A 3989-nucleotide genomic window follows, 5' to 3' on the forward strand; every position below is an offset into this window, starting at 1 on the left:
GCCGCCGCCTCGCCGTGGCAGCGGGCCCGCGTGGGCGACCGCGTGGAGTACGCCTTCTCCGCGAACCGGGGCCGCCCGGGCGGGCAGCGCTCCGCCGCACCCGGGCCCGGCACCGCCGTGGCCGGCCATGTCGCCCTGGAGGTCGTCGCCGTCCAGGCCCCCTGGGCGTGGCTCACCATCACCTTCACCGATGACACAGGCAAGCCGCTCGCCCACCCTCGCCTCTCCCAGAGCCGCGTGCTGCCCATGCGCCTGGAGGAGACCCAGCCGTGGAAGGCCGAACACCGCGGCCAGCGCTCCGCCGAACAGACCACCGCCGCCGGCCGCACGTGGGACGCGCAGCGCTACCTGCACGACAGCCGCCCCAGCGACGGCCCCCTGCAGAACCGCCTCTATGCGTCCGAGCCCGGGCCGCTGTACCTCACCCACGGCCTGCTCGACGCCAGCACCACCCTCTCCGGCTTCGGCGCCAGCGGCAGCCAGCAGCTCACGCTCGTGTCCTTCCGCCAGGGCACCGACGCCGCGGGCACCGTCCCCGTCCTCGAGCGGCCCTGGGGCCCGGGCACCTGGTACGACGTGCGCCAGGACGTCTCCGGCACGCCCTCCGTGCGCCGCGTCTGCCTGGGCGCCGAGCGCGGCTTCCTCCTGCGCAAGGAGCTGACCGGCCCCACCGGCGATGCCCCGTGCGCGGACTTCCAGGAGGCGGACGCTACGCCGCTGGAAGAAGCCCTGCTCCTGGCCGTCAGCGAAGCCGTCAGCGTGCCGCAGCAGTGGCCGCCCGTCACCGCCGGCACCACGCCGCCGCGCCGCGAGACCTTCACCGTGGGCCAGCACCCCGTCCCCGCCCTCGTCATCGAGACGCCGCTGGGCGAGGGCGCCGAGCGCCGCGTCCAGGTGGCCACCTACGCCGCCGAGCCGTGGGGCGCCGCCCTCAACGGGCTCGCGGAAGAAGCCCGCTTCGCCACGCTGTCGGACACCATCTTCCGCGTCCCTCCCAAGGGCAAGCGCGTGGCCGAGGACGGCTCCGCGCTCACCGGCTGGGGCCTGTGGGTCAAGGACGGCGGGAAGTAGCTCCTCCCGCAGCCTCGGCCGGAGCCTCGGCGCGCGTCAGTCACACGTGCGGCGCTCGGGCTTGTCCTCGCGGCACTGCTGGACGGACGGAAGCGCTTCACGCGCCTCGTCCGCGACCTCCACCAGCTGGCGCGCGCACTCCTTCGCCGCCAGCGTGCCCCGGATGTCGAACAAGCCCAGCACCTCCGTGCACCGCTTCTGGAGCGACTCCACCCCGGCCACGAAGAGCGGCTGCATCACCTCCGGCGTGAACGAGTAGCCGCTCGCCGTCGCCAGCCCCGTCTCCGGCTTGAACATCCACGCGCTGCGCCAGCTGGACGCCACCTGGTCGAAGCGCGCCGAGCCCATCCACACCGCCTGCCCCGCCTCCGGCGCCACCATCCCCGGCGCCTGGAAGCCCGGACCCTTGCGGCGGCAGAAGTCCTCGCCGGAGCCCCGGAGCATGCAGACGTTGTACTCGCCCAGCCGGCGCGTCACCGCGAGCAGCTCCGCCTGCTGCACCTCGCCCACGCGCGGCTGCGCCACGAACAGGTCGATGGTGCGCATGAGCACGTTCATCGCGTTCTTCGGATCCAACGCCGGAGACGGGTTCACCCCGCCCGTGGAGATGACCAGCACCCGCTCCGCCCCGCGCTGCACCGCCTGGAGCAGCGGCAGCCCCGAGCGCACCCCGCCGTCGTAGTACGTCCCCGTCCGCTTCCCGGAGGCCGACGGCAGCGAGCCCACCGGCTCCGACAGCACCGGCTCCACGATGGACGCCACGATGGCCCGCGTCATCCCCCGCTTGCGCTCCGCGTCCGTCACGCCCGCCTGGAAGTCCGCCGGGTCCTGGTCGCTCACGCCGAACACGTCACCCGTCTGGAAGTCCACCGACACCGACACCAGCTCCGTGCCGTTGTGGAACATCCCCGGCTGGATGACCTGATCCAGCTTCGTGTACACGCCGTCGAAGCGGACCAGCCCCCGCGTGTCGTCCGCCAGGTTCCACAGCCACGTGGAGTTCACGCAGTACAGGTCCGACTCCACCGTGCACGTGTAGTTGCCCATCAGCAGCTGGCGCGCCCTCGCCTCCTGCCCCGGCGTGTGGAACAGGTCCACCAGCGTGCTGATGAGCGCGCCCGTGCTCGTGCCCGCCGCCAGGTCGATGCGCGCGTCCCCGCACCCCTCCGGCGCGGGCTTGCCCCGGCACTGCTCCAGGATGCCCAGGAGCCGCCAGATGGCCCCCGCGCTGAACGCGCCGTTGGCCCCACCGCCGCTCAGCACCACCGCGTTGGTGGGCCGCTTCAAGTCGCGCCGCCACGTGCGCGCCCGCAAGTAGCCCGCCGCGGACGCCGCGCCCTGCTGGATGCCCTGCGCGAGCACCTCGCGCGTCAGCGGCACCTCCAGCGACTGCTGCAGCGCCGCCAGCGACGGCCCGAGGCTCATCGCGTTCGCGAGGAAGCGCTCCGCGTCCACCTCCACCTCGGACGGCGCCGTCACGGAGAGCGACTGCGTGGCCAGCGGCACGCTCCACACCGGCACCTTCACCACCCGGTCGATGAAGCCCGTGCGCGCGTCGTTCTCGTAGCAGGCCGCCATGTCGCCGCCCGCGCGCTGGTTCAGACAGGCCGTCATCTCCAGCACCGCGTCCGGCGCCGCGCCCAGCGCCTCCATCCACGCGCCCACCCGTTCGGAGTCCACGTACGCGTCCATGAGCTGCGCGCGCGTCAGCCCCGCCACCCGCTCCACCGCCGGCACCCGGGGCGGCGCGTCCTTGGGCTGCCCGGAGGAGTCCGGCGCGTTGAGCGTGTCCAGCAGCACGTCCGTGCGGAGGAAGCTGCAGCCGCTCGTCGTGCAGAGGAAGACCATCAGCAGGGACCTGACGTGACGGCGCATGGGACGCCTCCTTGGGAGCGGGCCTGCCTCCTGCTTAGCCGAAGCACCTGCGGGGAGGCCACGGCCCGGAGTGCCGGACATCCGCAATTCCGCAAAAAGCCGTTCGGCGCGACGCGGCGCGGTGCGGTTAGCATGCGCCCCCACCCGGGAGGATCGAGGACCGATGGTTGAGTATGACCCGCATCGCTGGTGGAGCTACTTCCACTACCTGCGCGGTTCGATGGTGAAGGAGATCGTCGGCCGTGTGTTGTTGTGCGTCGTCTGGGCCGCGGGCGTGGTGGCCTTCTCGCGTCACGTGGGCCACGTGGGCGTCGCGCCCACGGTGCACACGCTGGCCGGCATCAGCTTGAGCCTGCTGCTCGTGTTCCGCACCAACGCCTCCTATGACCGCTTCTGGGAGGGCCGCAAGCTGTGGGGCGGCATCGTCAACGAGACGCGCAACCTGGCGCGCGCGTCGGAGGTGTTCCTGGGCAGGAGCGCCCTGTTCGCCCCGCTGGTGCGCTGGACGGCGGTGTTCCCCTTCGCGGCGTCCGCCTGGCTGCGGGGCCAACGGCAGCTGGGCCCCAAGGCCGGGGACCTGCCGCAGGACGAAGCGCAGGCGGTGCTCAAGGCCCAGCACGTCCCGCTGATGGTGGCGCGGCGGATGACGGCGGTGCTCGACGAGGGCCGGCGCGCAGGGCTGTATCCGGAGTACGTCCAGATGCAGCTCGACCAGAACGTGCAGCTGCTCATCGACTACCTGGGGGGTTGTGAGCGCATCCACCGCACGCCCATGCCGTTCGCGTACATGGTGCACCTGCGCCGCGCGCTCATCCTCTACTGCTTCACCCTGCCCTTCGCGCTGGTGGACACCTACGGCTGGGTGACAGTCCCCGCGACCTTTGTCGTGGCCTATGTCTTCTTTGGTATTGAAGAGATTGGCGTCGAGATTGAAGACCCCTTCGGCACGGACGACAACGACCTGCCGCTCGACGCCATCTGCGAAAACATCCAGAACAACCTGCTGGCCTTCCTGCCGGCCCCCAGCGTGAACGACCATGACC

General features: G+C 72.0%; 3 protein-coding genes. 2 read left to right on the plus strand and 1 reads right to left on the minus strand.

The window, feature by feature from the left end; translation table 11 throughout:
- Positions 1–1071 (plus strand): DUF6068 family protein (locus D7V93_RS39635; RefSeq protein WP_158623968.1); only part of this gene is annotated, 1071 nt, incomplete at its 5' end.
- Positions 1072–1107: 36 nt separating this feature from the next.
- On the opposite strand, the gene D7V93_RS39640 is transcribed toward D7V93_RS39635, so the two are convergent.
- The gene (locus tag D7V93_RS39640) at positions 1108–2946 is read right to left on the minus strand and encodes a patatin-like phospholipase family protein (protein ID WP_120648225.1); all 1839 of its coding nucleotides are present in this window, start codon (positions 2944–2946) and stop codon (positions 1108–1110) included.
- 163 nt (positions 2947–3109) lie between these two features.
- Between D7V93_RS39640 and D7V93_RS39645 the strand changes: the two genes are divergently transcribed.
- Positions 3110–3989 (plus strand): bestrophin family protein (locus D7V93_RS39645; protein ID WP_120648226.1); only part of this gene is annotated, 880 nt, incomplete at its 3' end.

The sequence above is a fragment of the Corallococcus llansteffanensis genome, assembly GCF_003612055.1.
Lineage (GTDB): Bacteria > Myxococcota > Myxococcia > Myxococcales > Myxococcaceae > Corallococcus > Corallococcus llansteffanensis.